1 protein-coding gene is annotated in these 1,559 nt (G+C 56.2%); it reads left to right on the top strand.

Annotated elements, in window-relative coordinates; all coding sequences use genetic code 11:
* The first annotated feature begins 307 nt into the window (after positions 1 to 307).
* Complete coding sequence (locus ACOTX5_RS26460) at positions 308 to 877, top strand: recombinase family protein (protein WP_001749988.1); 570 nt, start codon at positions 308 to 310, stop codon at positions 875 to 877.
* Positions 878 to 1,559: the final 682 nt, after the last annotated feature.

Here is a 1,559-nt window from a genome sequence, read left to right as displayed (position 1 = left end):
TCCCTGCGTCCGCTGATGGCCGGCAGCAGCCCGTCGTTGCCTGATGGATCCAACCCCTCCGCTGCTATAGTGCAGTCGGCTTCTGACGTTCAGTGCAGCCGTCTTCTGAAAACGACAAACAGCCAGAAAGGCTGTTACAGGCGATTTGATCTGCAACCTATTGGTTAAATTAATGTATCAAAAACGATGGTTTTTGTGACAGTCTTGAAAAGTCCTGACTTCTCCCGAAAAATGACTCCCCTCATGTAACAAAACTCGTTACTGTATCAACATAACAATAACCCCATAACTAATTAGCGAGAAAAGAATGAAAATCGGCTATGCACGTAAATCTACGCATCTTCAGGATGTGGCGCACCAGGTTGACGAACTAACAAAAGCTGGATGTGAGCAAATCTATCAGGATCAGACCTCACGTAGCGGCCCAAAGCGCGACAAAAAAGGTGCGCCGGAACTGGAGAACTGCCTGAAAGCATTGCGCGAGGGAGATACCCTAGTAGTTTGGGCACTAGATCGGCTCGGCGGTTCATTGGGTCAAGTCATTACTTTACTCGACGACCTGAAGAAACGCGGAATAACTTTCATAGCCATCAAGGACAGAATAGACACAAATGCGCCAGTTATAGGGGAAATCTATACTCATCTGATGGCGATATTCTCTAGCTTTGAACGCAACCGCAATATTGAAAGAACGCGCTCAGGCCTTGCAGCTGCACGCGCAAGGGGCCGTGTGGGAGGGAGAAAACCGTCACTTTCTGAAGAAGATGTTAAACAAATTAGAATCTTACTTGCTGATCCTGAAATGACAGTTGGTGCAGTTGCTAAGCGCTTCAACGTTTCTCGCATGACTATTTATCGCTACACCACAAAATCATGAATGACCGCAGCATGGCGGTTTTATTTTCTTATGCCGTCAGGGCATGGAAGGCGACCACGCCGGAGTTAAACGGGCACCGGCCGCAAATCGCCGGAAACCGCAATGCTGAACGTATCGCCCGACCCAGCCCCCTCCCTGCAAAGCCCTAATCCCGCTCACCGCCACACAGCTGCCGTATGTCCCCCACGGGGGTGCGCAGTGGGCGCCGCGCGCCTGCGCGCGGGAACGGCGGCCCGCCTTCGGGTCGCGGCGCCGTACTGCGAGTTAGCGGCCGCACGCGGCCGGTTACGGGGGACACTACGCCATACGACCAGCGACCCGCTGAGCTGCACAATCCACGGATAACACAAGCTACATACATGTCGATATGGGAATCCGCCCATCTTGCCGGGCGCCGCTGTCGTGTGGAAATCCGCCCACCTTACCGGGCGCCGGTGCCGTGTGGGAATCCACCCACCTTGCCGGGCGCCGGTGCTGTGTGGAAATCCGCCCACCTTGCCGGGCGCCGGTGCCGTGTGGGAATCCGCCCACCTTGCCGGGTGCCGGTGCCGTGTGGAAATCCGCCCACCTTGCCGGGCGCCGGTGCCGTGTGGGAATCCGCCCACCTTGCCGGGCGCCGGTGCTGTGTGGGAATCCGCCCACCTTGCCGGGCGCCGGTGCTGTGTGGGAATCCGCCCACCTT

This window comes from Enterobacter cloacae complex sp. IR5441 (assembly GCF_049238215.1).
Taxonomy (GTDB): domain Bacteria; phylum Pseudomonadota; class Gammaproteobacteria; order Enterobacterales; family Enterobacteriaceae; genus Enterobacter; species Enterobacter hormaechei_C.
Note: the sequence above shows the minus strand (reverse complement) of the source record. Positions and strands in the feature narration are given on the sequence as shown.

Bases quoted from the DNA above. Each gene is read 5' to 3' on its own strand.
- ACOTX5_RS26460 (WP_001749988.1), top strand. From the start codon at position 308: ATGAAAATCGGCTATGCACGTAAATCTACGCATCTTCAGGATGTGGCG.